This is a genomic window from Micrococcus cohnii (genome assembly GCF_014205175.1).
Lineage (GTDB): Bacteria > Actinomycetota > Actinomycetes > Actinomycetales > Micrococcaceae > Micrococcus > Micrococcus cohnii.
Window position 1 is genome coordinate 960,355 of record NZ_JACHNA010000001.1, and the last position, 26,992, is coordinate 987,346.

Annotated in this window: 25 protein-coding genes; 7 read left to right on the top strand and 18 right to left on the bottom strand. The window is 71.6% G+C overall.

The features are described 5' to 3' along the window. Positions 1 to 80: 80 nt before the first annotated feature. From secF to HDA30_RS04455, 7 genes are all read right to left on the bottom strand, one after another. Positions 81 to 1,109, bottom strand: a complete 1,029-nt coding sequence (gene secF / locus HDA30_RS04425) for a protein translocase subunit SecF (protein ID WP_184241213.1) — start codon at positions 1,107 to 1,109, stop codon at positions 81 to 83. Further along, positions 1,106 to 2,941, bottom strand: coding sequence for a protein translocase subunit SecD (gene secD / locus HDA30_RS04430; RefSeq protein ID WP_184241214.1), 1,836 nt, complete (start codon positions 2,939 to 2,941; stop codon positions 1,106 to 1,108). The genes secF and secD overlap by 4 nt, the downstream gene beginning before the upstream one ends. A 108-nt stretch (positions 2,942 to 3,049) precedes the next feature. After that, the gene (gene yajC / locus HDA30_RS04435) at positions 3,050 to 3,472 is read right to left on the bottom strand and encodes a preprotein translocase subunit YajC (protein ID WP_184241215.1); all 423 of its coding nucleotides are present in this window, start codon (positions 3,470 to 3,472) and stop codon (positions 3,050 to 3,052) included. A gap of 71 nt (positions 3,473 to 3,543) precedes the next feature. Continuing rightward, positions 3,544 to 4,575, bottom strand: a complete 1,032-nt coding sequence (gene ruvB, locus HDA30_RS04440; protein WP_184241216.1) for a Holliday junction branch migration DNA helicase RuvB — start codon at positions 4,573 to 4,575, stop codon at positions 3,544 to 3,546. Positions 4,576 to 4,588: 13 nt separating this feature from the next. After that, a complete protein-coding gene (ruvA, locus tag HDA30_RS04445) occupies positions 4,589 to 5,239 on the bottom strand; it encodes a Holliday junction branch migration protein RuvA (RefSeq protein WP_158496186.1) in 651 nt (216 codons plus the stop codon). 111 nt (positions 5,240 to 5,350) lie between these two features. Then, complete coding sequence (gene ruvC, locus HDA30_RS04450) at positions 5,351 to 6,010, bottom strand: crossover junction endodeoxyribonuclease RuvC (RefSeq protein ID WP_158496000.1); 660 nt, start codon at positions 6,008 to 6,010, stop codon at positions 5,351 to 5,353. A gap of 8 nt (positions 6,011 to 6,018) precedes the next feature. Next, on the bottom strand, positions 6,019 to 6,783 hold the full coding sequence (locus HDA30_RS04455; RefSeq protein WP_158496001.1) for a YebC/PmpR family DNA-binding transcriptional regulator: 765 nt from the start codon (positions 6,781 to 6,783) through the stop codon (positions 6,019 to 6,021). Positions 6,784 to 6,897: 114 nt separating this feature from the next. Here HDA30_RS04455 and HDA30_RS04460 point away from each other — a divergent pair, with 114 nt between their 5' ends. Continuing rightward, a complete protein-coding gene (locus HDA30_RS04460) occupies positions 6,898 to 8,970 on the top strand; it encodes a M3 family metallopeptidase (RefSeq protein WP_184241217.1) in 2,073 nt (690 codons plus the stop codon). Here the strand turns inward: HDA30_RS04460 and HDA30_RS04465 are convergent. Beyond that, positions 8,912 to 10,321: an alpha/beta hydrolase family protein gene (locus HDA30_RS04465; RefSeq protein WP_158496003.1), complete on the bottom strand. Its 1,410-nt coding sequence runs from the start codon at positions 10,319 to 10,321 to the stop codon at positions 8,912 to 8,914. The two genes, HDA30_RS04460 and HDA30_RS04465, sit on opposite strands and share 59 nt — an antisense overlap. 87 nt (positions 10,322 to 10,408) lie before the next feature. Here HDA30_RS04465 and msrB point away from each other — a divergent pair, with 87 nt between their 5' ends. The 3 genes from msrB (at position 10,409) to HDA30_RS04480 (ending at position 12,947) form a co-directional block, all read left to right on the top strand. Then, a complete protein-coding gene (gene msrB / locus HDA30_RS04470) occupies positions 10,409 to 10,888 on the top strand; it encodes a peptide-methionine (R)-S-oxide reductase MsrB (RefSeq protein ID WP_158496004.1) in 480 nt (159 codons plus the stop codon). A 69-nt stretch (positions 10,889 to 10,957) separates the two neighbouring features. After that, complete coding sequence (locus tag HDA30_RS04475; protein WP_158496005.1) at positions 10,958 to 11,647, top strand: DUF3000 domain-containing protein; 690 nt, start codon at positions 10,958 to 10,960, stop codon at positions 11,645 to 11,647. After that, complete coding sequence (locus HDA30_RS04480; RefSeq protein WP_184241218.1) at positions 11,640 to 12,947, top strand: ribonuclease D; 1,308 nt, start codon at positions 11,640 to 11,642, stop codon at positions 12,945 to 12,947. Before HDA30_RS04475 ends, HDA30_RS04480 begins: the two co-directional genes overlap by 8 nt. A 72-nt stretch (positions 12,948 to 13,019) precedes the next feature. Here the strand turns inward: HDA30_RS04480 and HDA30_RS04485 are convergent, their stop codons facing one another. After that, complete coding sequence (locus HDA30_RS04485; RefSeq protein ID WP_158496007.1) at positions 13,020 to 13,697, bottom strand: hypothetical protein; 678 nt, start codon at positions 13,695 to 13,697, stop codon at positions 13,020 to 13,022. 26 nt (positions 13,698 to 13,723) lie between these two features. Here HDA30_RS04485 and HDA30_RS04490 point away from each other — a divergent pair, with 26 nt between their 5' ends. After that, positions 13,724 to 14,245, top strand: a complete 522-nt coding sequence (locus HDA30_RS04490; RefSeq protein ID WP_158496008.1) for a Rieske (2Fe-2S) protein — start codon at positions 13,724 to 13,726, stop codon at positions 14,243 to 14,245. A gap of 45 nt (positions 14,246 to 14,290) precedes the next feature. Here HDA30_RS04490 and HDA30_RS10495 read toward each other — a convergent pair whose 3' ends face one another. From HDA30_RS10495 to HDA30_RS10500, 8 genes are all read right to left on the bottom strand, one after another. Further along, entirely contained in the window at positions 14,291 to 14,638 is a 348-nt protein-coding gene (locus tag HDA30_RS10495) for a PLD nuclease N-terminal domain-containing protein (RefSeq protein ID WP_246418700.1), read from the bottom strand. Continuing rightward, positions 14,638 to 15,612: an aldo/keto reductase gene (locus tag HDA30_RS04500; RefSeq protein ID WP_158496187.1), complete on the bottom strand. Its 975-nt coding sequence runs from the start codon at positions 15,610 to 15,612 to the stop codon at positions 14,638 to 14,640. Before HDA30_RS04500 ends, HDA30_RS10495 begins: the two co-directional genes overlap by 1 nt. 2 nt (positions 15,613 to 15,614) lie before the next feature. Next, positions 15,615 to 16,136 carry a hypothetical protein gene (locus HDA30_RS04505; protein ID WP_184241219.1) on the bottom strand — a complete coding sequence of 174 codons (522 nt, stop codon included), beginning with the start codon at positions 16,134 to 16,136 and terminating at the stop codon, positions 15,615 to 15,617. Further along, entirely contained in the window at positions 16,133 to 18,175 is a 2,043-nt protein-coding gene (gene dxs, locus HDA30_RS04510) for a 1-deoxy-D-xylulose-5-phosphate synthase (RefSeq protein WP_246418701.1), read from the bottom strand. Before dxs ends, HDA30_RS04505 begins: the two co-directional genes overlap by 4 nt. 151 nt (positions 18,176 to 18,326) lie before the next feature. Beyond that, the gene (acnA, locus tag HDA30_RS04515; protein ID WP_158496010.1) at positions 18,327 to 21,026 is read right to left on the bottom strand and encodes an aconitate hydratase AcnA; all 2,700 of its coding nucleotides are present in this window, start codon (positions 21,024 to 21,026) and stop codon (positions 18,327 to 18,329) included. Positions 21,027 to 21,200: 174 nt separating this feature from the next. Next, positions 21,201 to 22,634 carry a class I SAM-dependent RNA methyltransferase gene (locus HDA30_RS04520; RefSeq protein ID WP_184241220.1) on the bottom strand — a complete coding sequence of 478 codons (1,434 nt, stop codon included), beginning with the start codon at positions 22,632 to 22,634 and terminating at the stop codon, positions 21,201 to 21,203. Positions 22,635 to 22,796: 162 nt separating this feature from the next. Further along, positions 22,797 to 24,290 (bottom strand): amino acid permease, encoded by a 1,494-nt coding sequence (locus HDA30_RS04525; RefSeq protein WP_343059295.1) that lies wholly within the window; start codon positions 24,288 to 24,290, stop codon positions 22,797 to 22,799. Beyond that, positions 24,242 to 24,736, bottom strand: a complete 495-nt coding sequence (locus HDA30_RS10500; protein ID WP_246418703.1) for an APC family permease — start codon at positions 24,734 to 24,736, stop codon at positions 24,242 to 24,244. Before HDA30_RS10500 ends, HDA30_RS04525 begins: the two co-directional genes overlap by 49 nt. A gap of 165 nt (positions 24,737 to 24,901) precedes the next feature. Here HDA30_RS10500 and HDA30_RS04530 point away from each other — a divergent pair, with 165 nt between their 5' ends. Both HDA30_RS04530 and HDA30_RS04535 read left to right on the top strand, forming a co-directional pair. Beyond that, positions 24,902 to 25,579 carry an NAD-binding protein gene (locus tag HDA30_RS04530; protein ID WP_158496013.1) on the top strand — a complete coding sequence of 226 codons (678 nt, stop codon included), beginning with the start codon at positions 24,902 to 24,904 and terminating at the stop codon, positions 25,577 to 25,579. Next, a complete protein-coding gene (locus tag HDA30_RS04535; protein ID WP_158496014.1) occupies positions 25,576 to 26,298 on the top strand; it encodes a potassium channel family protein in 723 nt (240 codons plus the stop codon). Before HDA30_RS04530 ends, HDA30_RS04535 begins: the two co-directional genes overlap by 4 nt. On the opposite strand, the gene HDA30_RS04540 is transcribed toward HDA30_RS04535, so the two are convergent. Continuing rightward, positions 26,205 to 26,972 (bottom strand): DUF3159 domain-containing protein, encoded by a 768-nt coding sequence (locus tag HDA30_RS04540; protein WP_158496015.1) that lies wholly within the window; start codon positions 26,970 to 26,972, stop codon positions 26,205 to 26,207. The two genes, HDA30_RS04535 and HDA30_RS04540, sit on opposite strands and share 94 nt — an antisense overlap. Positions 26,973 to 26,992 lie beyond the last annotated feature (20 nt).

The following is a 26,992-nucleotide window of genomic DNA, read 5'->3' on the forward strand; positions in this document are numbered from 1 at the left end:
ACGCGAGACTCCGCGACCGCGCGGGCGCGGCACGCCCGCGGACCGCGGCTGCCGCGGGACATCGGCCCGGGGATGGTCGCTCACTGAGAGGACCGCCCCGGCTGAGCGGCGTCGGCGGGTGCCGCAGCGTCGCCGTCGACGGCGGTCGGGGCGTCGGCACCACGACCGGTTGCCGACGCTCGACCCGCGCCCTGTAGCACCGCGTACAGCGGCGCCTGGATGAACAGGGTGGCGAGCGTGCCCACGATGATGCCCACGAAGATCGCCAGCGCGATGTCCCGCAGCGTGCCCGCGCCCAGCAGGCCGGCGCCGATGAACAGGATCGATCCGACCGGGAGGATGCCGACCACCGAAGTGGTGATGGACCGCACCAGCGTCTGGTTGACCGCGAGGTTCACGTTCTGCCCGAAGTCTCGGCGTTCGTCGCCGTGCTCGGTCTTGGTGTTCTCACGGACCTTGTCGAACACCACGACCGTGTCGTACAGGGCGTACGAGAGGATCGTCAGGAAGCCGATCACCGCGGAGGGGGTGATCTCGAAACCGGTCGCCCCGTAGATCCCGGCCGTGAGGGCGACGACGTACAACATGCCGACGACGGCCGCCAGCGACATCTTCCACGTGCGGAAGTACAGCGCCATGAACAGGGTCACCAGCGCCACGAAGACCACCAGACCGATCAGCGCCTGCGTCGACACCGCCTCGCCCCAGGTCGGCCCGACGAAGGTCGAGGTCACCTTGTCCTGGCCCACGTGGTAGGCCCGCTGCAGGTTGTCGGCGACCTGCAGGGTCTGCTCATCGTCCATGCGCTCGGTCTGCACGCGCATGGTGCCCGGTGCGATGTTCGTGACGGTGGCCTGCGCCTCGGGCATCACATCGGCGACGGCCTGTTCGCCCGCGGCCACGTCGGTGTTCTGCGTGTCCGAGACGGTGAACTCGGAGCCGCCGCGGAACTCGATGCCGAGGTTGAACCCGCCGCGCAGGGCGGTCAGCCCGCCGGCGAGCAGCAGCAGCGCGGCGGCGACGGCGAACCACGTGCGCCACTTCGGGACGAAGGGGTAGGACTTCGCGCCGGTGTACAGGGCATTGCCCCACTGTGCGAAGCGTCTCACTGTTCCTCCTGCTGGTCGTCCGCCGCCCGCTGCGCCGCGCGGCGCCGCTCAGCGATGGTCATGGTCTGCTCCCGGCGGCGCCCTCGACGACGCCGAGACGCCGTGGTCGACGTCCCGGAGCCGGTGGCAGCGAGTCCGGCGGGGCCGACCCGGACCGGGGAGTCCTCGTCTGCCTCGGCGGACGCGGCAGCGGCGCCGGCCGCCTCGTGGTCGGAGAGCGTGCTGAAGTCCCGGAACCGTCCGGCGCCCTTGTACAGCGGCTCGCGGCCCAGCAGCGTCGGGTCGAGCCCGGACCAGCGGTGTCCGCCGCCGATCGTGCGCGTCTGCGCCAGCAGGATCATCATCGGGTGGGTGAACCAGAACACGACGATCAGGTCCGCGATCGCGGTGAGGCCGAGGGTGAAGGCGAAGCCGCGCACATTGCCGACCGCCACGAAGTAGAGGACCAGCGCGGCCAGCAGATTCACGGCCTTCGAGGCCCAGATGGTGCGACGGGCCCGCTTCCACCCCTCGTGGACGGCGGACTCGATGCCGTGGCCGGCGCGCAGCTCGTCCTTGATGCGCTCGAAGTAGACGATGAACGAGTCCGCGGTCAGGCCGATCGCGACGATCAGGCCCGCAATGCCGGCCAGCGAGAGTCGATAGTTGTCGGTCCAGCCGAGCAAGGCGATGGCCAAGTAGGTCAACACGCCCATCACGAGGATGGACCCGAAGGTGAGCAGGCCCAGCAGGCGGTACTGGAAGAACTGGAACACCGCGACGAGAGCGAGGCCGATCAGGCCGGCGATCAGCCCCCAGAACAGCTGGTCCTGGCCGAGCGTCGCGGAGATCTGCTGCTCGGACTCCATCGTGAAGCTGATGGGCAGGGCGCCGTAGCCCAGCTGCTCGGCCAGCTCGGCGGTGCCCTTCTCATCGAGGGTGGGCCCGGAGATCTGCGCCTGGCCGTTCGTGATGACCGCGTTGGACTGCGGCGCGGAGACGACCTCGTCGTCGAGCACGATCGCGAACTGTTTGCGCGGATCTGCGTCGGGCATCGGGGTCAGGCGACGGGTCACCTCGGCGAAAGCCTTTGATCCGGCCTCGTTGAAGGAGATGTTCACGACCCACTGGCTCGTGCTCACGCCCGAGGAGGTCTGGGACATGCCATTGGAGGCGTCCTTGATGTCCGTGCCCGGGATCAGCACCGGCCCGACGATGTACTTCTTGCCCGGCACCTGCTGGCCGTCGGCGGACTCGGCCGGGGGCTGGCAGACCACGGCGGCCTTGTCCTCGGGCAACGGATCGGCGCCCGGGTCGCGGGGCTGACGGCAGTCGGTCTTCTGGAACCGGTCCATCAGCTCGGGCGTCAACCAGTTCGGATCGTAGGCGTCGGCGGGCTTGCCGTCCGGCGTCGGGAAATCCTTCTTCGGCACCCGCTGGTCTTTGGGCACCGGCGCCGCGTCGCCGGCCTGCAGCACGGGTCGAAACTGCATGTCCGCTGAGGCGAGGATCAGTCGGCGGGTCTGCGCGTCGGGCGTTCCGGGCAGGGAGACGACCACATTGTCAGCGCCCTGCGTGGCGACCTCCGCCTCCGAGACGCCCGAGCCGTCGACCCGCGCACGGATGATCTCGACGGCCTGCTGGAGCTGCTCGGGCGTGACCTGCTCTCCGGAGGAGGTCTGCGGGGCGAGCACCATCTGCGTGCCGCCTTCCAGGTCGAGGGCGAGGCGTGGGGCCCACGAGGCCTGGTTTGTGCTCACCCCCACTCCGAGGGCGATCGTGAGGGCGGCGACGAGAGCGCCGAGCCACGCGAGCGTGGCTCGCGCGGCGGAGGTGGGGGTCTTGGCTGCCATGGGCGTCTTCCGGCTCGTCAGGCTTCTGGGGCTGGTCAGGCTTCTGGGGCTGGTCAGGCTTCTGGGGCTGGTCGGGGCCGATGTGCGCGCCGGCCCGGCACGGGAGGGTCAGCGGCGGGGCCGCTCGTCGCGATGCTCGGACCCCTCGGTGTCGCCGACGTCGGGGCGCGGCGTCGCGTCGGCGTCGCGTTCGAGAGCAGGCCCGGCCTGGCCTGACTCATCCTCGACGATGCGGGAGATCGTCTGCAGATGCACATCGGCGAAGGTGGCCGGGGACAGCTCGAGGGTGACGCGCTGGCTCTGCTCGTCGATGGAGCGCACGTGACCGAAGATGCCGGCACCGGTCATGACTTCGTCGCCCGGGGCCAGACGCGCGCGCATCGCCGCCTGTTCCTGCTGCGCCTTGCGTCCACGGGTGACGGTGAACAGGAACATCAGGGCCATGGCGGCCAGCAGGACGATCAGGAACCAGTCCACTCCACCCCCCTGGGCCTGAGCGGCGAACGGGGACGCGGCGGGAAGGTGATGCACGGGGCACTCCAATGCTGTGGCGAGACGGCGGCCGGACAGAACAATGGCCACCAGTCTAGGCGGTATGCCGCTCAGACGTCGGGCGGCGTCAGCCCCAGGTGCTCCCAGGCCGCGGCCGTCGCGACGCGGCCGCGCGGCGTGCGGCCGATCATGCCCTCGCGCAACAGGAACGGCTCGGCGACCGTCTCGATGGTCTCGGTCTCCTCCCCGACGGCGGCCGCGAGCGTCGACAGGCCCACCGGCCCGCCCCCGAAGGTGCGGCACAGCGCCTCCAGCACGGCGCGATCGAGCCGGTCGAAGCCGCGCTCGTCCACGTCGTACATGCTTAGCGCGTCATCGGCGGCCCGGGCGTCGACCCGGTCGATCCCCTTGACCAGCGCCCAGTCGCGCACGCGGCGCAGCAGCCGGTTGGCGATGCGCGGCGTACCGCGCGAACGGGACGCGATCTGGGCGTAGCCGGCCCCGGAGAGCTCCACGTCGAGCAGCGCCGAGGAACGGCGCAGCACGAGCTCGAGCTCCTGCGGAGCGTAGAAGTCGAGGTGGCCGGTGAAGCCGAACCGGTCCCGCAGCGGCCCGGGCAGCAGTCCCGCCCGGGTCGTCGCGCCCACGAGCGTGAACGGCGGCAGCTCGAGCGGGATGGACGTCGCCCCGGCACCCTTTCCGACCACCACGTCGACCCGGAAGTCCTCCATGGCCATGTAGAGCATCTCCTCGGCGGGTCGGGACATCCGATGGATCTCGTCGAGGAAGAGCACTTCGCCCTCGGTGAGCGAGGAGAGGATCGCGGCGAGGTCACCGGCATGCTGGATCGCCGGGCCGGAGGAGACCCGCAGCGGGGCGCCCATCTCAGCGGCCACGATCATGGCCAAGGTCGTCTTGCCGAGCCCGGGCGGGCCCGAGAGCAGGACATGGTCGGCCGCGCGCTCACGCAGGCGGGCCGAGGAGAGCATCAGCTCGAGCTGGCCGCGGACGCGCTGCTGCCCGACGAATTCGTCGAGGTGCCGTGGCCGCAGTGCGGCTTCGAGCCGACGCTCGTGCTCGTCGGCGTCGGGGGCGACGGGGCGATCGAGGCCGCCGGTCGGGTCGCGAGGCTCGTGTGCCATCGAGGTCGTCTCCTCACCGTCCGGAGCGGGCGGTGGCGGCCGTGCCGACGTCGCGCAGGGTCGCGCGCAGCAGGGCAGGCACGTCGCGGGCCTCGTCCAGCTCCGGAGACGCGGCCAGGGTGGCGCTGACGGCACGCTCGGCGTCCTTGGCCGACCAGCCCAGCGACGTCATGGCCTCGACCACGTCCGCCTCCCAGCCGGCGGCGTCAACGGTCGGTGCCGCGGCGGGCGGCTGCGGCGTCGGCTCCGCCTCGGCCGCCCCCGTGGGCGCGAGTCGGCCGGCCAGCTCGACGATCATCTTCTTGGCGAGTTTGGGGCCGACGCCTGGAACCCGGGTGAGGGCCTTCTCGTCCTCGTTCGAGACGGCCACACGTACGGCCTCGGGCCGATGCACGGCCAGCACGGCCAGGGCCAGCCGCGGGCCCACGCCGTTGGCGCCCAGCAGGATCTCGAACACCTCCTGCTCGGCGGCGTCGGCGAAGCCGTACAGGGTGAGCGCGTCCTCCTTCACCACCAGATGGGTGTGCAGGCGGCCCCGCTCCCCCTCGCGCAGCGTGCCGAGAGTGGCGGGGGTGGCGAACACGAGCATCCCGACGCCGGAGGCGCTGATCACGGCCCGGTCCAGCCGCACCGACTCGACGATGCCGTCCACGAGGGCGATCACTCGGTCCACTCCCCTTCCTGAGTCTGTCTGCACTCCGCCCCGGTCCGACCGTCCCGGGCGCGGCGGCCCGGCCCCGGGGACGTCCCAGGGCGGGACCAGGATTCGAACATACTATCGAACGCCACCCCGTCGGGGGCGACGCGCGGCGGCCTCCGCCTCGAGCCACCGGCGCTGGGCCTGCGTCGCGGCGCCCGAGGCCCGGGCAGGACCCGGCTGCGCGGGGAAGCGCGAACCCGTCGCGCGCGAGGTCATCGACTCCGTGCGCAGGCCGGTCTGCCCCGCGGCGGACCCCAGGCTGCCAGCGCGCCATGCATGCGTCAGGGCCAGGGCGATGGCATCGGCTGCATCCGCCGGCCGAGGCGCGGCGTCGAGCCCAAGGATCCTGGTCACCATGGCGGTGACCTGCGCCTTGCTCGCCGTGCCGCTGCCCGTGACGGCAGCCTTCGCCTCGGACGGGGTGTGCAGCCCGACCTCGAGTCCGGCCCGCGCGGCCGCGGTGATCGCCACCCCTGCGGCCTGCGCCGTGCCGAGCACCGTCGGCGTGTTGGCGTTGGCGAACATGCGCTCGACGGCGGCCGCGTCCGGGACGAAGCGTTCCAGCACGCGCTCGATCACGCGGTCCAGGTGCAGCAACCGCTCGTGCAGGGCCGTGTCGGCCGCGGTGCCGGCGACCTCGACGTGCACCAGACGCGCCCGACGCCGCGCGTCGACCTCCACCACGGCGATCCCGCAGCGGGTCAGCCCCGGGTCGACACCGAGCACGCGGGCCACGGGGCCGCTCAGTCCTCGTCGAGCTGCTCGAGCACGGCGTCCGGGATGTCCACGTTCGAGTAGACGCTCTGGACGTCATCGAGCTCCTCGATCGCGTCGACGAGCTTGAGGAAGGTCCGCGCAGACCCGGCGTCCTCGAGCTCGACCTTCATCGACGGCACGAACTCCGGCTCGTCGGACTCATAGTCGATGCCGGCCGCGTCGAGGGCCTCCGCGACCGAACGCAGGTCCGAGACCTCGCAGCGGATCTCAAGGCTCTCGCCATCGGCCACGACCTCCTCCGCGTCGGCACCGCCCTCGAGAATCGCTTCGAGCAGTCCGTCCTCGGTGTTGCCCTCGGCGGGCAGGCGCACCACGCCCTTACGCTCGAACAGGAAGGCCACCGAACCGGGGTCGGCGATCGTGCCGCCGTTGCGGGTCACGGCCACCCGGACGTCCGAGGCGGCCCGGTTCTTGTTGTCCGTGAGGCACTCGACCATCAGGGCTGAGCCGGACGGGCCGCGCACCTCGTACATGGTCTCGGTGTAGTCGACGACCTCGCCGGTCAGGCCGGCACCGCGCTTGATGGCGCGCTCGATGTTGTCGTTCGGCACCGAATTCTTCTTGGCCTTGGCCACCGCGAGCTCGAGCGCGGGGTTTCCGGCGGTGTCCGCGCCGCCGGTGCGCGCCGCGACCTCGATGCCCTTGATGTACTTGGCGAAGGCCTTCGCACGCTTCGCGTCGATCGCGGCCTTCTTGTGCTTGGTCGTGGCCCATTTGGAATGTCCGGCCATCTCGGCCCTCCTGTGCATCGACGATTCGGGTTCGGCGATTCAGTCTATAGGCCCCCCGCGCGAGCAGCCCCGGACGCACGCGCCTGCCGACGCGCCCGGACTACACTGCCGAGCATGACCGATATCACACCCACCCCTGCCCTGCCTGAGGACAACCCTCTCGCCGCACCGTCCGAGCTGCCCTACGGGCTGCCCGACTTCGCCGCACTCTCGGACGCCCAGCTGGCCGACGCCCTACGGGCGGGCATGGCCGAGCAGCGTGCCGAGCTGGAGGCGATCGTCGGCACCGATGCGTCGGCGGACTTCGAGAACACCGTGCGTGCGCTCGAGCTGAGCGGACGCCTGCTGCACCGGGCCCGGGCCGTGCTCATGACGCTCACCGCCGCCGACGGCACCCCCGGCCGGCAGCGTCTGACCGAACAGATCTCCGCCGAGCTCGCTGCCCACGACGACGCGATCTGGCTCGACGAACGCCTGGCCGAGCGGGTGGCCTGCGTCGAGACGACGGGACTGGGCGAGCAGGACGCGCGGCTGCTCGAGCGCACTCGGGAGCGCCTCGAGCTCTCCGGCGCCGCTCTGCCCGCCGCGCAGCGCGACGAGCTGCGCCGCATCAACACGGAACTGGCCACGCTCGAGGCCGTCTACACCCGTCTGCTGGTGGAGGATGCCGCAGCCCGGGCGGTGGTGGTCACGGACGCCGAGCGGCTGCGCGGACTCGGGGATGAGGACCGGGCGGCGGCCGCCGCGGCCGCGGTCGAGGCCGGGCACGCCGCTCAGGCGGATCCGGATGAGGGCCCGTGGCTGCTGACCCTGTCCCTGTTCGCCTCGCAGCCGTGGCTGGTGGACCTCGAGGACGAAGGGCTGCGCCGTGAGGTGCATGAGGCCTCCCTCGGCCGTGGCCGCAGCGGCGAGCGCGAGACGTTGTCCACGGCCATGCGCATGGTCCGGCTGCGATTGGCCAAGGCGCGTCTGCTCGGCTCGTCCTGCTGGGCGGAGCACGCACTGAAGGACCGGGCCGCCGACTCGGTCGAGGCGGTGACGCACCTGCTGACGAGTCTGGTGCCGGCGGCCATGGCCAACGCTCGTGCCGACGCCGCCGTGGTGGGCGGTGAGCCGGACGTGCCCGCATGGGACTGGCCCCGTCTGTCGGCCGAGTACGCGCGAGACCGGTTCCAGGTGGACACGGCGGCGCTGCGCCCGCACTTCGAGCTGGACCGCGTGCTGCACCGGGGCGTGTTCGCCGCCGCCACTGCGCTGTACGGGCTGCGCTTCGCCGAACGGCCCGAGCTGAGCGCTCACCTGTATCGGCCCGGCATTCGCGTGTTCGAGGTGACGGACGAGGACGGGGCCGAGGTGGGGCTGTTCGTGGCGGATCTGTACGCACGCCCGACGAAGTCCGGCGGCGCCTGGATGCACACGGTCTCGGACGCCTCGGCGGCGCTGGGCACCCGCCCGGTGGTGTTCGCGACCATGAACGTTCCGGCCCCGCCGCAGGGACGTCCCACACTGCTGACCCTGGACGAGACGACGACGCTGTTCCACGAGTTCGGGCACGTGCTGCACGCGCTGCTGGCCCGAGGTGAGTACGCCTCGCTCTCCGGGGCGAACGTGCCACGGGACGTGGTCGAGTTCCCCTCGCAGGTCAACGAGATGTGGCTGCGCGAGCCCTCGCTCGTGCACGCCTACGCCCGCCACGTCGACACGGACGAGCCGCTGCCGGCGGGAACGCTCGAGCGTCTGCAGGCGGCGGACCTGTGGGGCGAGGGCTACCGGACGGCCGAGTATCTGGGGGCGGCGCTGATCGACTGGCGGTGGCACACGCTCACCCAGCAGGCCGTCGAGGAGGCGACGGCGGACCCGCTCGGCTTCGAGCGGCGCGTGCTGCACGAGGCGGGGCTGGACCCGTCGTTGGTGCCCCCGCGCTACCACACGGGCTGTTTCAAGCACGTGTTCGGCAACGACTACGCGGCCGGCTACTACTCGTATCTGTGGGCGGAGGTGCTCGACGCGGACGCCGTCGAATGGTTCCGCGAGAACGGCGGTCTGTCGCGGGCGGCCGGCGACCGCTTCGCCGCCGAGCTGCTCAGCCGCGGTGATCAGCGCCCGATGGACGTGTCCTACCGGGCGGTCACCGGTCGCGATCCGCGGCTGGAGCCGCTGCTGCGTCGGCGCGGCCTGCGGGGCTGATCGCCCCGTGGCGGGCACGCCCCGGACGGTCCGCGGTGAGCACGGCGCGCAGCCAGCCGCGGGCCGTCCGGTCCCACTTCTCGGGGTCGACGTTCCACTCCTTCGTATGCCGCGCCCGGGTGAAGCGCACGAACCGGACCAGGGCCGGGTTGCGCTCGGCCAGGTCCATCGAGGGGCCGACGGGGACGTACTCGTCGTCCTCGGAGTGCATGATCAACGTGGGAACCCGCAGCTGCTCGGCGCGGGCGACCCAGTTCAGGGCTTTGAAGTCCACCGGCGCGGCGAGCCCCGTGACGAACCGACCGGCCCGGTTGGAGATCAGCCAGGTGCCGACGACGCCGATCGCCTCGGGAATGCGGGTGAGCCGGGCCTGGTGTTCGAGCACGTCGATCCAGTCGACGACGGGGCCGGTGAGCACCAGCCCGCGCACGTGGGAGGCGAGATCGGAGCGGTCGACGCACTGCAGGGCGATCGCTCCGCCCATCGACCATCCGAACAGCACGACGTCCTGCGCACCGTGCCGCAGTGCGTAGCGCACGGCCGCCTCAACGTCTCGCCACTCGGTGGTGCCCAGGCCATAGCGTCCGTCCTGGGCGTCGGGGGCGTCGCCGTCGTTGCGGTAGGAGATCAGCAAGGAGGTCATCCCCAGGCGCGAGGCGCTCGGCACCGCGCGCAGTCCCTCGTTCCTGCGCGCCCCTCGCCCATGGACCATGATCGCCCAGACGCCGTCGCCCGCCCGGGCCCGGCCATCGCTGGCGGGCGGCGGATCCACCCGCCACGCCGGCGCCGTCCCGCCGGTGACCGGAACCTGCACCTCTCTGGCGTCCAGGCCCGCGTCCCGGGGCCGGGGGTAGACGAATCCCGTGAAGCGGCCCTGCACCGCCGAGCGCAAGTCACCGGAGTACACGTGCTCGACCGCGCGCGTGATGGTGCCGTCCCGGGGGTCGAAAGTGGTGATGCGGCCGATGCGAGCGCAGGAGGCCCCGCCGTCGAAGGTGAGCGAATAGGTGCCGGGGACCGTCGTCTGCTCGTTGGCGGGCAGCACCACCTCGAGCCCGGACGGCCCGTCGACGACCGCGAGGATCCGCAGGTTCTCGGCCGGCCGACGCACCGGCGTCACCACCACCCGGGCGAAGAGACCGGCCAGCGCCGATGAGGCGCCGGCGAGGACGAAGCCGGCGGAGAGGGCGAGACTGCCGGCGACCGGTGACCAGCGGGCGACCGGGGCGGCCACGCCCACGCCGGTGCGCACCGACCGGCTCACCCCGCGTCGCACGGTGTTCCCCACCGCGCGCCGGGTGCCGCCGACCGCTCGCTGCCTCTGTTGCGCACGCCGATGCTCTGGACTCATGGGCCCATTGTGCTCCACCGGGCTCGGTGCGCCCGGGAATGGTCAACGAGCGGGAACACTGTGGCCCGCACCGTCGTTGCACCGGGCATGGCCCAGACACCCCACACCGACCACGCCCACACCGCCGACGTCCGACCCATGACGGCGCGGCAGGCGCGGGAGACCACCGACGAGCAGTGGCGTCGGCTGCTGACACCGCTCGAGTTCGACGTGCTGCGCCGTGCCGGCACGGAGCGGCCGTTCACCGGCGAATACTGGGACACGCAGACTCCCGGTGTGTACGACTGCCGTGCCTGCGGCGCCGAGCTGTTCCGCTCGGAGACCAAGTTCGGCTCCCACTGTGGCTGGCCGTCCTTCTTCGCGCCGCAGCAGCAGAGCGTGCGGCTGGTGCAGGACGATTCACTGGGCATGAGTCGCACCGAGGTCCGCTGCGCCCGCTGCGATTCGCACCTGGGCCATGTCTTCGCCGGCGAGGGATATGACACCCCGACTGACCTGCGCTACTGCATCAACTCCGCCTCGCTGCGTCTGCGCGCAACGGCGGAGGAGGACGCTCAGCGCGACTGAGGCACGGGCCCGTCCGGCTCCGGCGCGTCCCCGGAGTCAGGCCCGCACCCCGGCTCTACTCTGGTGAGCATGACCTCGGTGACACAGCGGCCTGACGGAGCCACGCCCGGCTCGGCGACGCGTTCCGGCCACGCCCGTGCTCCCGAGAGCTTCCGCCTCGCCCTGCGCCAGCTGCGGCAGGCCCGACCGCGGCCCGAGGTGCGTCTGCACGAGATCGCCGCGCCAGCCCGGCAGGCGCCGTGGGCGGTCGCCCTGGCCGCCGACGTGCACGACGCAGACGAACGGCACCACCAGGACCACGTGCCCCCGCGCGCGGACTCGGCGCTGCCGGTGGCCACGGGCCGCTTCGTGCTGCTGCATGACCCGGCCGGCAAAGATCACTGGCAGGGCGCCTTCCGCGTGGTGACCTACATCAAGGCCGCCCTCGAACTGGACGTCGCCCAGGACCCGATGGTCAGCGAGGTTGCCTGGACGTGGCTCGTCGAGGCTCTTGAGCTGCGGCACGCCCAGTACACGCACGCGGGGGGCACGGCCACGCGGGTGCTCGCCGAGTCCTTCGGCACGCTCGCCGAACGCGCCGACGCCACCGAGATCGAGATGCGCGCCTCGTGGACGCCCCGCGGCGCCGACGAGTGCGAGGGCGGCTTGGGCGCTCATCTGGAAGCGTGGGCAGAGATGGTGTGCGCGTTCGCCGGACTGCCGCCACAGCCCGACGGTGTCCGAGCCCTGCCCCTGAGAAGAGAGACCGAGCATGACTGATTCCCGCCCGCGCGCCCGTGACTCGTCCCCCCACCGCGGCGCTCTGCCCGCCGAGCCGCGGCCCGACGAGCACGACCGGCCCGACTCCGGCCCACGCCTGGTGACTGTGCCGGCCGGCGGCGTGCCGTTCGTGACCGACACCCCCGGCGGGCTGCGCGCGTGTGCCGAGGCACTGGCGTCCGGCACGGGACCGGTGGCGGTCGACGCGGAGCGGGCCTCGGGCATCCGCTACGGACAGCGCGCCTTCCTCGTGCAGCTCAAGCGGACCGGCTCCGGAATCTGGCTCATCGATCCGGAGGCGTTCGAGGACCTCACCCCCCTGGTGCCCTCCCTCGCCGGCGTCGAGTGGATCCTGCACGCCGCGAGCCAAGACCTGCCGTGCCTCTGGGAGCTCGGCCTATGGCCGGACCGACTGTTCGACACCGAGCTCGCCGCGCGCCTGGCGGGTCTGCCCCGTGTGGGCCTGGCCGCCGTCCTCGAGCGGATGCTCGGGGTCACCCTGGCCAAGGAGCACTCCGCCGCCGACTGGTCGACCCGACCGCTGCCCGAATCCTGGCTGACCTATGCCGCCCTCGACGTCGAGCTGCTGGTCGAGCTGCGCGAGGGCCTGCGCGGACTGCTGGACTCCCAGGGCAAGCTCGAGTGGGCCGAGCAGGAGTTCGAACACGTGCGAACCTCCCCGCTGCCCGGCCCACGCGAAGACCCGTGGCGGCGCACCTCCGGGGCACACAGGGTGAAGGACCGCACCGCCCTGGCCGTGCTGCGTCAGCTCTGGCACGCCCGCGAGGACCTCGCCCGGCATCGAGACGTGGCGCCCTCCCGCCTGCTGCCTGACTCGGCGCTCGTCGCGGCCGCCACGGCGCAGCCTCGCACCGTGCCCGCCCTGCGGCAGACCACCGGCTTCCACGGCCGCGCCGCCGCGCGCGAGGCCCCGCGCTGGGTCGAGGCGATCCGTCTCGGACGGGAGCGCGCCGCCGACGGCGATGCCCCCGCGGTGCACCGCCGCGGCGGCGACGGACCGCCCGCGCCGCGAATGTGGCGGGACCGCAACCCCGAGGCCGACGCCCGGCTGCGCACAGCCAAGCCCTGGGTGGCCCGGCACGCCGAGCACCTGGGCCTGCCGACCGAGAACCTGCTGACCCCGGACACTCTGCGCCGGATCTGCTGGGACCCGCCAAACCCGGTCACCCCGGAGACCGTCGAGGCAGCCCTGGCTGAGCGGGGGGCGCGCCCCTGGCAGATCGACCAGGTCGGGGCGATCGTCACCGTCTCGCTGCTGAACCCGCTTCCGGGCGACTGAGGCCACGGGCCGGGCTCACACGGCCGCGGGCCGCCGCTCCTCAGGACCGTCGCCCAGGCCGGTGGCCCGCGGTCAGCCGCGCGGCAGGTCGGCGAAGGTCGCCAGGTCCTGCGCCAGCCCGGCCAAGGCGTCGCGACGACCCTCGACGGGTACGGTCACGGCACCGGCGCCCCAGTCGGAGGCCAGCATCCGGTCATCGGCCAGCACGTGCGCGCACAGCACCTGGCCCTCGGAGACGGTCTCGACGCGGGTCATCGTAGCCGCCTCGAGGCCCACGCCCGCGGGCGGGGTGTCCGCGACGGGGCGCAGCCGGGCCGGCACGATGCGGCGTGGCCCGTGCAGCGGAGAGCTCTCCTCGAAGCGGAGGAACTCCACGGGCTCGCCGCGGCGCGCGACGGGGGCGGCGAGCAGCGGCTCAGCGTAGGACGGCACGACGTCCTCGTCGATTCCCGCTCGACGACGATCGACGTGCACGCGCTGGCTCGTCTGCGAGTCCTCGTAGTCCAGCCACCGCCACGTGGCCCCGTCGTCGGTGAGACCCACCCGGCACTGCGACAGGAACCTCTCCGGCAGCGAAGGATTCTGCGCGCGCTGCTGACCGGTCGGCTGGAACGCCGTCCGCACCGTCAGCGTCCCGTCCTCCAGGTGCCGGTGCAGGAAGCCGGTGTGCTCACCGGCGAGCATGAACCGCTCCCAGCGGTCGAGGGTCTCGAGCGGGAAGGCGGGCCGGCGGCGGGTCTGTCCAGGCATGGGGCCCATCCTGGCAGAATGACGGGATGACTTCCGATTCCCGCTCCGAGAAGGTCCCCGCCGCCTCCCCCGAGTCCGTGGCCGAGGCCCATGCATGCGCACAGGACTGCTCGCCCCGTCGCAGCGTGCTGCGCGGCTCGGCCGCCGTCGCGGCGGCCGGAGCCGGCACGCTCGCCCTGTCCGGATGCACACAGCAACTCAAGGATGACGCCTCGGCCGCGCACCACTACGACGGGGCCGATCCCACCCCGGTCCTCAAGGCCGCCGAGCTGCCCGTGGGCGAGAGCACCTCCGTCGAGGTCGACGGACGCACCCTGCTGATGCACCGCGTGAGCGAGGGCGAGGTCGTCGCGTTCTCGAACTCCTGCACGCATCAGGGCTGCGCGGTGGCCGTGGGCAAGCGTGAGGGCCAGACGACGTTCGCCTGCCCGTGCCACGGCTCCCACTTCGACGTGGAGACCGGCAAGCCCTACGGCGGCCCGGCCCGCAAGCCGTTGATGGACTTCGAGGCCTCCGTCGACGGTGAGGACATCGTCGTCAAACTCTGAGCCGGCGCACACCGCCGGCCGAGCTCAGGACGGCGCACACCGCGTTCAGGGGTCGAAACGACGCCGGGGCGCCAGCCGCGGCGTGCGGGGCGGCGGCAGCGCGCCCTGCTCGCGGGCGTTCGGGTCCCATCCGGGCTGCTCAGCCCGCCGCGCCGGATAGTACCGGTGTCGCCACCAGAACCAGACGCACGCCCCCAGCACCGGCAAGCCGATCATCGCCAGCGCCCACGGCAGGCGACGGTTCACGTCGAGCGGGCCGCGGGCCAGGCTGACGAAGCCGGCGACCCACACCGCCACGACGATCAGCGCCACGGTCCAGCCCACGGCCTGCATTCCGGCCGGCAACCCCGCACCGGCGGCCAGAACGCCCGCCGTGTTGGCTCCTGCACACATCAGAACGGCGCGATCTTCTCGGGCGCCGGGAACAGAGCGTCCAGCGCAGCCAGGTCCGCGTCGGTGGGCTGCCAGTCTGCGGCCTGGACGTTCTGGGCGATCTGTTCGGGGCGCGTCGCCCCGGCGATGACCGACGACACGGGCTGCTGCGCGGCCAGCCAGCCGAGCGCAACCTGCACCTCGGTCAGCCCCCGGTCGGCGGCGAAGCGCCCGTAGGCGGCCAGCTGCTCGAGGTCGGCGTCCTCGACGAGATGCTGGCGCACCCGCGTCAGCCGAGACCCCTGTGGAGCCGTGCCGTCGGAGTACTTGCCGGTGAGCATGCCGTTGGCCAGGGGGAAATAGGGGAACACGCCGAGTCCGAACGCGCGGGCGGCGGGCAGCACCTCCAGTTCGGCTCGGCGGTCGAGCAGGTTGTACTGGTTCTGCGCCGAGACGAACCGTTCGACGCCGAGCTCTCGGGCCACGAACTCGGCCTCGGCAATCTGCCAGCCGGCCCGGTTCGAATGTCCGACGTAACGCACCTTGCCGGCGCTGACTAGGTCGTCCAGCGCCGCGAGGGTCTCCTCGATGGGCGTCGCGGCGTCGGGGGTGTGGAACTGGTACAGGTCGATCCAGTCGGTTCCCAGCCGCCGCAGCGACGCCTCCACGGCACGCACGATGTAGGAGCGGGATCCACGCGCCCCGAAGTCCGGCCCGTTGGCGCCGGCGGCATCCATGCCGAACTTCGTGCCGATCACGACATGCTCGCGTTCTGCGCCCAGGGCACGCCCGAGCCGCTCCTCGGACAGACCGGCGCGGGAGCCATAGATGTCCGCCACGTCGAAGAACGTGACACCGTGCTCGAGCGCCGCACGCACGACCGCGTCGGCACCGGCCTGGTCCTGCGTGGCCGTGCCGGGCCGGCCCAGGTTGTTACAGCCCAGGCCGATCACGGAGACCGAGAGGCCGGACGCGCCCACGCGGCGCTGGGGCAGACTCACGAGGCGTCCTGTCCGGGGCGCACGATCCGCGCCTTGTTCGGCTGCACGCCCTGCGCACCCTTGGCGGCCGCGGGGATCTGTGCGCTCGCCTTGGCCGCGTGCGGGGTCTCGACGGTCAGCACCGCCTGGCCGTTGCGGATGGTCATGTCCACGACCTCGCCGAGCCCGCGCCAGGCCAGTCGGTGGGTGATCTGACGGCGCAGGTGCTCGAGGGTGGTCTGCTCGGCCGGGCTCGGCGCGGACGCTCGCAGCGGATACTCGACGAGGACGTGGGCAAGGCGTTCCTCAGTGAGCGGGGTGAATTCATCCTCATCGCACTGGGCCGCGAACGCCTCGAGCAGAGTCGCCGCCTCCGCGTCATCGACGACGTCCTGGTCGGCCACGGTGCCCGGCTGGCCCACGCGACCGTGGTGCACGGTCAGCTGGCCCGAACCCGGCGCCGACCAGGCCTCCCGATACTCGAACAGACGCGAGCCGTCGTCGGCGGTCGTGTCCCGATAGCGGCGGATGATCGTCATCGTCTCTCCTGTGAGATGCGGTCGGCGTGGTCGCCGAGTCGAAGGGCGTGCCCGGCCTCGGCGGCGGAGGGTCGGGCATAGGGAACCTTGGCCCCGACCACCTGAGCCACGGTGTCCTGGGTGATCTGCTGGGCGGTGAGCCCGACCCGCGAGAGCACCTCGTCGCGGCTGCCCTGGGCGAGGAACTCAACGGGCAGGCCGACCTCGTTCAGCGCGGTGTCCACGCCCTGAGCGCGCATGTGCTGGCGGATCCTCGAGCCGACGCCGCCGGCCCGAACGCCGTCCTCCAGGCAGACCACGATCCGATGGTCGGCGGCCAACTGCACGATCGAGTCGGCGACCGGCAGCACCCACCTGGGGTCCACGACGGTGGCCGAAATGCCCTGGGCGCTCAGGCGGCGGGCCACGTCCAGGCCCAGCTCGGCGAACACGCCCACCGCGATGACCAACACGTCCCGCCGGGCACCGGGCTCCTCGGTCGGTTCACCCAGCCGGGCCAGCACGTCCGTGCCGTCGGCGGTGCGCTCGAGCGCGGGGATCGGTTCGCCCACGGTGCCCTTCGCGAAGCGCACGACGGTCGGGGCGTCGTTCACGGCCACCGCCTCACGCAGCTGCTCACGCAGCTGCTCGGCGTCGCGGGGCGCCGCGATCGCCAGGTTCGGCACGGACTGCAGCAGGGCCAGGTCCCACATACCGTGGTGGCTCGGTCCGTCCGGGCCGGTCACCCCGGCCCGGTCGAGCACGAAGGTCACCCCGGCCCGGTGCAGGCCCACGTCCATGAGCACCTGGTCGTACGCCCGGTTCAGGAACGTCGCGTAGACGGCCACGACGGGGTGCAGCCCGCCGTAGGCCATACCGGCTGCCGACGTGACAGCATGCTGTTCGGCGATGCCGACGTCGAACACCCGGTCCGGGTGCTTCTGCGCCATCGGCCCCAGCCCGACGGGGTTCTGCATCGCGGCGGTGATCGCCACCAGGTCCTCCCGTTCGTCCGCGAGCTCGAGGATCGTCTCCCCGAACACCGACGTCCAGGACCGTCCGGTCGAGGCCGAGACGGGTTCGCCGGTGATCGGGTCGATCACGCCCACGGCGTGGAACTGGTCGTCAATGTGGGCCACCGCGGGAGCGAACCCGTGGCCCTTCTCCGTCATGGCGTGCACGATCACGGGGCCGCCGTAGGCCTGGGCGTCCTCGAGGGCCTCCTGCATGGCCGCCACATCGTGCCCGTCGACCGGGCCGATGTACTTCATGCCCAGGTCCTCGAAGAGACCCTGCGGACTCCACAGGTCCTTCAGTCCCTTCTTCGCCGCATGCAGGCCGCGGTACATGACCTCACCCGTCGCGCCGGAGCGCTGCAGTCGCATCTTCACCGCGTCGAGGGTCTGCTCATAGCGGTGGTGGGTGCGGACCTTGTCCAGAACGGTGCGCCGCAGACCGGAGAGATGCTCGGCGACGCCGCCGACGGTCGGCGCATACGAACGCCCGTTGTCGTTGACCACGATCACCACACGACGGTTCTTGTCCGCGGCGATGTTGTTCACGGCCTCCCAGGCCATGCCGCCGGTCAGAGCGCCGTCGCCGATCACCGCCACGACCGTGCGCTCCTCCTGACCCGTCAGGGACCAGGCCCGGGAGATGCCGTCCGCCCAGGACAACGACGAGGAGGCGTGGGAGGACTCGACGACGTCATGCTCAGACTCGGCGCGATCCCCGTATCCGGACAGGCCGCCCTGCTGGCGCAGCGTCGCGAAGTCCTGTCGACCGGTCAGCAGCTTGTGCACGTACGACTGATGGCCGGTGTCGAACACGATGGCATCGCGCGGGGACTCGAACACCCGGTGGATCGCCATGGTCAGCTCCACGACACCCAGGTTCGGGCCGAGGTGTCCGCCGGTGCGGGAGACGTTCGCCACCAGGAACTCGCGGATCTGTTGCGCCAGAGTCTCGAGCTGCTCGACGTCGAGATCGGCCAGGTCACGCGGGTCCGTGATGGAGGTGAGCAACCCGTCCTCAGGCCGCTGCATTCGAGGTTCAGACATAGTCCGTTCAGGGTACTCGGGTCGTTTCGATTCGGTCAGCAGGCACTCTGGTCACGCTCCGCACGACGCGGACGCCCGCCCTCCCGCATACGGGAGGACGGGCGTCCGCGGTGGCCGGTCCCGGCGGAGGATCCGACGGGACCGGGTCGGATCACTTCGCGGCGATCTGACGCAGCACGTACTGCAGAATGCCGCCGTTGCGGTAGTAGTCGGCCTCGCCGGGGGTGTCGATGCGCACGACCGCATCGAACTCGGTGGTCGTGCCGTCCTCGGCGGTGGCGGTGACCGCGACCGTCTTCGGCGTCGTGCCCTCGTTCATGGCCGTGATGCCGGCGATCGAGAACGTCTCCGTGCCGTCCAGGCCCAGCGAGTCGGCGTTCTCACCCTCGGGGAACTGCAGCGGCAGCACGCCCATGCCGATGAGGTTCGAGCGGTGGATGCGCTCGAAGGACTCGGTGATCACGGCGCGCACGCCCAGCAGCGCGGTGCCCTTGGCCGCCCAGTCACGGGAGGAGCCGGAGCCGTACTCCTTGCCACCGAGCACGACCAGCGGGGTGCCCTGCGCGGCGTAGTTCTGCGCGGCGTCGTACACGTAGGCCTGCGGGCCGCCGTCCTGGGTGAAGTCACGGGTGAAGCCGCCCTCGACGCCGTCGAGCAGCTGGTTCTTGATGCGGATGTTCGCGAACGTGCCGCGGATCATCACCTCGTGGTTGCCGCGACGCGAGCCGTAGGAGTTGAAGTCCTTGCGCTCGACGCCGTTCTCCAGCAGGTAGCGGCCGGCCGGCGTGTCCGACTTGAACGAGCCGGCGGGCGAAATATGGTCCGTGGTGACCGAGTCGCCGAGCTTCAGCAGCACGCGGGCGCCCTCGATGTCGGTCACCGGCTCCGGCTGCGCGCCCATGCCCTCGAAGTACGGGGGCTTGCGCACGTAGGTGGACTTCGGGTCCCAGTCGAAGGTGTTGCCCGACGGGGTCTCGAGGGCCTGCCAGCGCTCGTCGCCGTCGAAGATCGTGCCGTACTCCTTGGTGAACATCTCGGTGTCGATCGACGCGTCGATGATCTGCTGGACCTCGGCCGGGTCCGGCCAGATGTCCTTCAGGTAGACGTCGTTGCCGTCCTTGTCCTGGCCCAACGGCTGGGCCTCGAAGTCGAAGTCCATGGTCCCGGCCAGGGCGTAGGCGACGACCAGCGGCGGAGACGCGAGGTAGTTCATCTTCACGTCCGGGTTGATGCGTCCCTCGAAGTTGCGGTTGCCGGAGAGCACCGCGGTGACGGCGAGGTCGTTGTCCTGAACGGCCTGCGACACCTCGGACTCGAGCGGACCCGAGTTGCCGATGCAGGTGGTGCAGCCGTAGCCGACGACGTTGAAGCCGAGTTCGTTGAGCGAGTCGCGCAGGCCGGACTTCTCGTAGTAGTCGGTGACGACCTTCGAGCCCGGAGCGACCGAGGTCTTCACCCACGGCTTGGACTGAAGTCCCTTGGCGACGGCGTTGCGGGCGAGCACGCCGGCGGCCATCATCACCGACGGGTTGGAGGTGTTGGTGCACGAGGTGATCGACGCGATCGACACGGCGCCGTGGTCCAGCTCGAAGGAGCGGCCGTCCTGCATGGACACCTGCACCGACTTCGACGGACGGCCGGCGGCCTGCTCGTCGCCGGAGGCGTAGTTGTGCACGTCCTTGCGGAACTGCTCCTTGGCCGAGGACAGCTCGATGCGGTCCTGCGGGCGCTTCGGACCGGAGATCGACGGCACGACGGTGGACAGGTCCAGCTCGAGGTACTCGGAGTACTCGACTTCGGCCGACGGGTCATGCCACATGCCCTGTTCCTTGGTGTAGGCCTCGACGAGCGCGACCTGCTCTTCGGAGCGGCCGGTCAGGCGCAGGTACTCGAGGGTCACCTCGTCGATCGGGAACATGGCGGCGGTCGAGCCGAACTCCGGGGACATGTTGCCGATGGTCGCGCGGTTGGCCAGCGGCACCGAGCCGACACCCTCGCCGTAGAACTCGACGAACTTGCCGACCACGCCGTGCTGGCGCAGCATCTCGGTGATGGTCAGCACGACGTCGGTGGCGGTTGCCCCGGCCGGGATCTCACCGGTGAGCTTGAAGCCCACCACGCGCGGGATCAGCATCGACACGGGCTGGCCCAGCATCGCGGCCTCGGCCTCGATGCCGCCGACGCCCCAGCCGAGCACGCCCAGGCCGTTGACCATGGTGGTGTGGGAGTCGGTGCCGACGCAGGAGTCGGGGTAGGCACGGCGCACGCCATCCACCTCGCGCGTCATGACGGTGCGGGCCAGGTGCTCGATGTTGACCTGGTGGACGATGCCCATGCCCGGAGGCACGACCTTGAAATCGTCGAACGCGGTCTGGCCCCAGCGGAGGAACTTGTACCGCTCGCCGTTGCGCTCGTACTCGATCTCCATGTTGCGCTCGATCGCCTGCTCGTTGCCGAAGTGGTCGATCTGCACCGAGTGGTCGATCACGAGCTCGGCCGGGGACAGCGGATTCACGCGGGTCGGATCGCCGCCGAGATCGGCGATAGCCTCACGCATGGTCGCCAGGTCGACGACGCAGGGCACGCCGGTGAAGTCCTGCATGATCACGCGGGCAGGAGTGAACTGGATCTCCGTGTCCGGCTGGGCCGAGGGATCCCACGAGGCGAGGGCCTTGATCTGCTCAGCGGTGACATTGGCACCGTCCTCGGTGCGCAGCAGGTTCTCGAGGAGGACCTTGAGGGAATAGGGCAGCTTCTTCGCGCCCTCAACCTCATTCAAACGGAAGATCTCGTACTCGGCGCCGTTGACGTCGAGGACGCCCTTCGCACCGAAGCTGTCGACAGTGGTCACGAGAGGACTCCTTTTCCCGCTCGGATCTCCGAGCGCTCGTCCGATGTGGGGTCTCACGCGGCGGCCTCAGGTGCCGTCGGCGCTTTCTAGTGTGTCCCTAGTGTGCTCCGGCGCACATCCCTCAGGCGTGCCGCACTCGATATTCACCCTACCGCGTGGCGAGCGGCGTCACGGTCAGCCGCGACGCAGCACCGTCACAGACTCGAGGTGGTGAGTGTCCGGGTACAGGTCGATCACGCGCGCGCGGTCCAGCCGATAGCCGCCGGCCGTCAGCCAGGCTAGATCCCGCGCGAACGAGGCGGGATCGCATGAGACGTACACGATCGTCTCCGGCGCCAAAGCGAGGATCCGCTCGACCGCCTTCCGACCGGCGCCGGCGCGCGGCGGATCGAGCACGACGGTGTCGAGGCTCGCCCCGGCCACACCGCCGTCGGCGATCGGCGTCTCCGGCGTGGCCAGCCACGAGCCGAGCACCTTGTCCGTCGGTCCGTTGAGCACGTGCGCCTGCGGCATCTCATGCAGGTTGCGCAGCGCGTCACGCGAGGCCTGGGGCGAGGCCTCCACGGACAGCACCGTGCCGTCCCGGCCCACCGCGTCGGCCAGATAAGCCGTGAACAGGCCCGCGCCGGCATACAGGTCCGCGACCACCTGGCCCGGCTCAGCGGCTGCGTCCTCGAGCACGGCGTCCACGAGGGTGGCCGCCGCCTCCCGGTGCACCTGCCAGAAGCCGTCCCCGGTGACGCGGAACCGACGCTCACCGCCGCGCTGGGAGGCGACCACCTCCTCGACCCAGGTGCGCCCCGTGATGCGCTCGTACGTGACGGGAGAGGTCGGTTTCTTGCCCGGGAAGACGAAGGCCGTCGAGAGCTCCGTCTGCGCCGTCCGCGCCGCCTGCCGCACCCGCGTGCGCAGCCGGCTCAGGCGCGACGTGTCCGTCCGGGTCTGCGGTGTCGGTGTGACGAGCACGAGCGGCTGGCCACCGTGACCGGGCGTCGCCACATCCACCCGCTCCACCCCGGTGAAGTCCCAGTCCCACAGCGCCAGAGCGTCGAGCTCCGGCACGCCGAGGGGCATGTTGCGTACGGGCACGAGCGTCGAGGACCGATGGGCGTGCATCGCGATGTGCCCTGACGGGGTGACGGCGAAGGCGTTGCGGGTGCGCCAGCGCTGGCCCGTCGGCTCGTCGTCACCGGCGGTCTCGACCTCCGGCTCCACGGTCAGCCCGGCGATGCGGGCGACCGTGTCGCGGTACACCTGGGCCTTGAGGCGGCGCTGATGCGGCACCACGATATGGCCGAACTCGGCACCGCCGACCGGCATCCGACCCGAGTTGTGCGCGCGCTGCACGTCGGCCAGCTTCCACTGGTGGATGCGCCGGAACTCAGAGGGGCGGATGATTTCGACGGCGTCGCCGCGCCAGAAGCGCGCGCCCTCCTCAGCCTCCGTGAGGGCCACCTTGACCCGCTCGCCGGGGATCGCGTGGCGCACGAACACCACCCGGCCCTCATGTCGGCAGACGCAGTGCCCGCCGTGGGCAACCGGGCCGACGTCGAGCTCGATCCGACGCTCGAGCTCGATGGACTCGGACTGGGTCTGGGCGACCGTCATGAGGCACTCCTTCCGACACCGCGCCCGCACACGTTCTTCTGCGGGCGCGTGAATACCTCCCCTATCTTTGCATGTCCAGGCCGGAACGTCGGCCAGAAAATCCACGCTCGGCGCGTTCATCGCCCCAGGTCACACGGCAGTCACCCACCGGACACCCAACCGTCACCCCGAGGTGCGCTGCCGCTGCCCGTCCCGGATCTGCCACGGCACCTGGGCCACCATGACATCCGGTTCACGCTGCAGACGGGTGCTCAGCCGCGCCGCGGTGCGGTTGTGCAGCAGACTGCGCCACCCGGCGCGGACCACGAACTCGGGAAGGTAGACCATCGTCAACCCGGCCTCCTGACGCTGCTGACGTCGGCGCAGATGACGCACCAGCGGCGTGACGGCGTCCCGGTACGGCGACCCCACGATCGTCAGCGGCACCGGAATCCGCGCCTGCTCCCACGCGTGCAGGAGCGACTCCGTGTTCTCGCGCTCGACGTCGACGACGACGGCTTCGAGCGTGGCCGGCCGGCTCGCGCGCGCATAGGCCAGGGCCCGCAGCGCCGGGCGGTTCAGGCTCGAGAGCACCACGACACCGTGCACCCGTGCCGGCAGGGCTCGCGCATCGTCGTCGGGCTCCGGCCGCAGCTCCTTAGCGACGGCAGCATAATGCGCGTGGACCCGACCCATGACGAACGCGCCGGCGAAGATCGCCAGCAGCGCCACCCACGCCCCCTGAGCGAAGCGGGTCGCCAGGACGACGACGCCGGCGACCGCCGTCAACGCCAGGGCCAGTGCGGTCAGGGCGAGCCGCCACCGCACCGCGGATCGACCCGAGGAGTCCGGGGTGTGGGCCAGGCGTCGGCGCCAGAGTCGCAGCATCCCGGCCAAGGCCAGGGTGAACGCCAGGAACACGCCGATCACGTAGAGCTGCACCAGGTAGGCGGTGCGCGCCTGGAACAGGCACAACAGGATCGCCGCAGCGGCACCCAGGGCGAGGATCGCCCACGAGTGCACGAGCCGGTCGCCGCGGGCCTTGAGCTGACGCGGGACGTATCCGCCCTCGGCCAGGCGGGCCGACAGCGCGGGAAACGAGCTGAAGGCGGCGTGGGCCGTCACGAGCAGGAGCGCGGCCACGGCTCCGACGAGCACGACGGCCGCCGGCGAGCCGTCGCCGAAGACGACCTCTGCCAGCTGCGCGACGACCGGGGCGGGCGCGTGCGCCTCCGGCACGGGTCGGCCCTGGTGGTCACGCAACGCTCCGACGTCGAGCACGACGACGACGCCCGTGCGTGCCGCCAGGTGCGCGACGCCGAGGATCAGGATCGCACCCGTGAGGGCCATGACGGTCAGAATCCAGCGCACCGCGGGCACGGCGGGACGACGGACGCGATGCGTCGAGGCCACGGGCACTTCCAGCCCCGTCAGCAGCGCGGAGCCGGAACTGAAGGCGCGCAGCACCAGGAAGGCCAGGGCGATCCCCTCGACCGGACCGGGGCCCGCACCCTGCACGGTGTACTCGGCCGTCGGCGCAGCGCTCAGACTGCCCTCGGCGTCCTGCACGAAGCCCAGCACGAGCATCACCAGCATGAGCACCACAAAGACGTGCACGCACACCGCCGTCAGCCGCCCGCGGAAACCGGCTCCGCGCAGCGCGGCCAGAACGAGCAACGCCAGGGCGCCCAGCGCCAGCCACAGCTGTGAGCCCCGCAGCGCGGGTGCGAGAACGCCGCGAGCGACACCGCGACCATGAACACCAGATCCAGCAGCAGCGCCGCCGAGGCGACCACGCCTGAGCGGGGGCCGAGGTTGGTGCGGGCCATCTCGTAGATGCCGCCGCGCGGCACGGCCACCAGAGCGGCACGGAACGATGCGACGATCACGAGCATGATCACCACGACGGACCAGCCGATCGCGGGCCCCAGCACCAGGGCGGCGCTCGACGTCGCCACGAGCGTGAGAATGATCTCGTCGGGCGCATAGGCCAGCGACGAGAACGCGTTGGAGGAGAACACCGGCAGCGCCCGCATGCGGCTGACCCGCGATGCCGGGGCTCCGGAGAAGGCCACGGGACGGCCGAGCAACAGCCGGCGCGCGGTCGAGACGATCGTGCTCACCGGGCCACAGTACTTCCCACGAGGGCCTGCACGGGTTCCCGTCGGCCACGCGATCCCGGCACGCCGGGCCCCGCCAGTGGCATGATGGCCCGTGCCCGTCCCGTTCGCGGCACGCCTCGACCCGGCCGCCGCGACGTCCGTCCCCGGCAGAAGGGACCACTGCCAGTGGCACACTTCGTGATCCTCGGCTGCGGCCGCGTCGGCGTCGAGCTGATCCGCATGCTCGAGTCCTTCGGACACAGCGTCGCCGTCGTGGACCGCGACCCGCACGCCTTCACCGCCCTGCCCGCGACCTTCGACGGCCGCTGTGTGCAGGGCGTCGGCTTCGATCGGGACACCCTGGTGCGCGCCGGTATAGAGAAGGCCGTCGGCCTGGCCGCCGTGTCCTCCGACGACGGCACCAACGTGATCGCCGCGCGCGTGGCGCGCGAACACTTCGGCACACGGCACGTCGTCGCTCGTATCCACGACCCCGAACGCGCCCGCGTGTACCAGCGGCTGGGCGTGTCCACGGTCGCGGCGGTCCGCTGGACCAGCGAGCAGGTGTTCACCAAGCTGCTGCCGGCAGGCACCGCCCAGTCCGGGCGCCGCGATGCCACCGGATCTCTGGTGATGACGGAGATCGAGCCGGACCCGCAGTGGTGGGGCCGCTCCGTGGGCGAGATCGAGGACGCGGCCACGGTGCGCGTGGGATACCTGACCCGTTTCGAAGCGGGCCTGCTGCCCACGCAGGCCACGCTGCTGCAGGAAGGGGACGTGCTGCACATCGTCGTCGAGGTCAGCCGCCAGGACGATGCGGAGGCGATCATCATGAGCGCCCCGGAGAGGCAGGAGAACGCATGAAGGTCCTCATCATCGGCGCCGGCGCTGTGGGCTCCTCGATCGCGCGGGAGCTGGCGGCGCACGACCACGAGGTCATCGTGGTGGAACGTCGGCACGACACCGCTGCCCGGCTCTCGTCCCGGACGGGCCACTGCGAAGTGGGCGACGCCTCCGAGCCCGCTGTGCTGCGCCGGGCCGGAGCACAGGGCGCCGATGTGCTCGTCGCGGCCACCGGCGACGACCGGGTCAATCTCGTCGTGTCGCTGCTGGGTCGCAGCGAGTTCGGCGTCGGCCGGACGGTCGCCCGCGTCAACAATCCGCTGAACCGCTGGCTGTTCGACGAGTCCTGGGGCGTCGACGTCGCCGTGTCGACCCCGGACATCATGACCGCGCTCGTCGAGGAGGCGGTCGAGACCGGCGACCTGGTTCGGTTGATGGGCATCGGCTCGGGGGCCGCGGCCCTGACCGCGTTCACGGTGCCCCGCGACCACTGGAGCCTCGGACGTCGCATCGGCTCCATCTCGTGGCCGGACGAGTCGCCTCTCGTGGCCATCCTGCGCGACGGTCGGCCACGCACCGCCGACGCCGACGAGGTGCTCGCCGCGGGCGACGAGGTGTTTTTCCTGGCCGCCGACGAGGCGGCGGTTCAGCTGCGCGCGCTGCTGGTGCCGGGCTCGCGCGAGGCCGAGGCGTCCCGCGGCGCCGAGACCGACCAGGCGAGCCAGAGCCCGAGCGCGTAAAGAGGCAGTCCCATCACGAGCCGCGCCGCGCCCAGGGCCGTGGCCGCCTCCGCGAGGTAGAGCGGCACCTGCACCGCCAGACGCAGCAGCATGACGGCGACAATCACCCAGGTCGCGAGCGCATAGGCCCGCCGACGGACCTCGTTCCGGCGCCAGGCGGTGCCCTCGCCGCGCACGAGGCCGAAGAGCACGCCCATCAGGGGCCAGCGCGCCACGATCGAGGCAATGAAGGCGGCCGAATACCCGGCGTTCGTCACGAAGCCCCACACGTAGAAGTCCCGGGCCTGCCCCGTGCGCAACGCCATGAACACGCACAGCACGACCACTGCCAGCCCGGCCACGGCCTGGGCCGGGGACTGACGTTGGATCACGCGCACCAGGCCCATCACCACAGCGACCGCGACCGCCGCGACACCGGAGGCGAACACCTGCGAGGTGACCAGGAACCAGACCATGAACACGAACGTCGGCAGAGACGCCTCGACGATGCCGCGCACGCCGCCGACGGTGGCGAGGGCGTCGATCCGGCCGTGCTCGTCGACACGCGTGGCCGCGGCCAGACCGCCGAACGCACCCGCTGCGGAGTCCGGGCGCGAGGGCCCCTCGGGCTCGCGCGAGCAGGCCGCGCGGGCCTCGGGACGGGGCCGCGGGTCGGGGTCGTTCTCGGTCGGCATCGTCGCTCCTTGATCGGCGG

Coding starts and splice junctions, on each gene's coding strand:
- secD (WP_184241214.1), bottom strand. CDS start 2,941: ATGGCAGCCAAGACCCCCACCTCCGCCGCGCGAGCCACGCTCGCGTGG.
- ruvB (WP_184241216.1), bottom strand. CDS start 4,575: ATGGCACACGAGCCTCGCGACCCGACCGGCGGCCTCGATCGCCCCGTC.
- HDA30_RS04455 (WP_158496001.1), bottom strand. CDS start 6,783: ATGGCCGGACATTCCAAATGGGCCACGACCAAGCACAAGAAGGCCGCG.
- HDA30_RS04460 (WP_184241217.1), top strand. CDS start 6,898: ATGACCGATATCACACCCACCCCTGCCCTGCCTGAGGACAACCCTCTC.
- HDA30_RS04465 (WP_158496003.1), bottom strand. CDS start 10,321: ATGAGTCCAGAGCATCGGCGTGCGCAACAGAGGCAGCGAGCGGTCGGC.
- msrB (WP_158496004.1), top strand. CDS start 10,409: ATGGCCCAGACACCCCACACCGACCACGCCCACACCGCCGACGTCCGA.
- HDA30_RS04475 (WP_158496005.1), top strand. CDS start 10,958: ATGACCTCGGTGACACAGCGGCCTGACGGAGCCACGCCCGGCTCGGCG.
- HDA30_RS04480 (WP_184241218.1), top strand. CDS start 11,640: ATGACTGATTCCCGCCCGCGCGCCCGTGACTCGTCCCCCCACCGCGGC.
- HDA30_RS04485 (WP_158496007.1), bottom strand. CDS start 13,697: ATGCCTGGACAGACCCGCCGCCGGCCCGCCTTCCCGCTCGAGACCCTC.
- HDA30_RS04490 (WP_158496008.1), top strand. CDS start 13,724: ATGACTTCCGATTCCCGCTCCGAGAAGGTCCCCGCCGCCTCCCCCGAG.
- HDA30_RS10495 (WP_246418700.1), bottom strand. CDS start 14,638: ATGTGTGCAGGAGCCAACACGGCGGGCGTTCTGGCCGCCGGTGCGGGG.
- HDA30_RS04505 (WP_184241219.1), bottom strand. CDS start 16,136: ATGACGATCATCCGCCGCTATCGGGACACGACCGCCGACGACGGCTCG.
- dxs (WP_246418701.1), bottom strand. CDS start 18,175: ATGTCTGAACCTCGAATGCAGCGGCCTGAGGACGGGTTGCTCACCTCC.
- HDA30_RS04520 (WP_184241220.1), bottom strand. CDS start 22,634: ATGACGGTCGCCCAGACCCAGTCCGAGTCCATCGAGCTCGAGCGTCGG.
- HDA30_RS04535 (WP_158496014.1), top strand. CDS start 25,576: ATGAAGGTCCTCATCATCGGCGCCGGCGCTGTGGGCTCCTCGATCGCG.
- HDA30_RS04540 (WP_158496015.1), bottom strand. CDS start 26,972: ATGCCGACCGAGAACGACCCCGACCCGCGGCCCCGTCCCGAGGCCCGC.